We start from the raw sequence: 241 nt of genomic DNA on the forward strand, positions 1-241 counted from the left end.
GCGCACTGGCTAGTGGTGTAACGCCGAAGCGCTTGCCGAGCGCTATCAACTCTTCACGGCTGATGGTCTGTTTCATGCCGCCCATCGAATAAACCTTCACTAATACTTGTGCTGATTTTTCTGCGGTGTCGATTAAACCGAAGGTTTCATCCAGCGTCGGTCCGCTGCCGAAGACGCCGTGGAAGGGCCACAACACCAGCGAATGTTTTTGCATCTCTTGTGCGGTCGCCTGGCCGATTTC

The 241-nt window shown here is 54.4% G+C and carries 1 protein-coding gene; it reads right to left on the reverse strand.

The window, feature by feature from the left end; translation table 11 throughout:
* Positions 1–241: class II aldolase/adducin family protein (locus QP413_RS10145; protein WP_284781629.1), on the reverse strand; the 241-nt coding region annotated here is incomplete at both ends.

The organism is Corynebacterium sp. UMB4614 (genome assembly GCF_030217065.1).
Taxonomy (GTDB): Bacteria; Actinomycetota; Actinomycetes; order Mycobacteriales; family Mycobacteriaceae; genus Corynebacterium.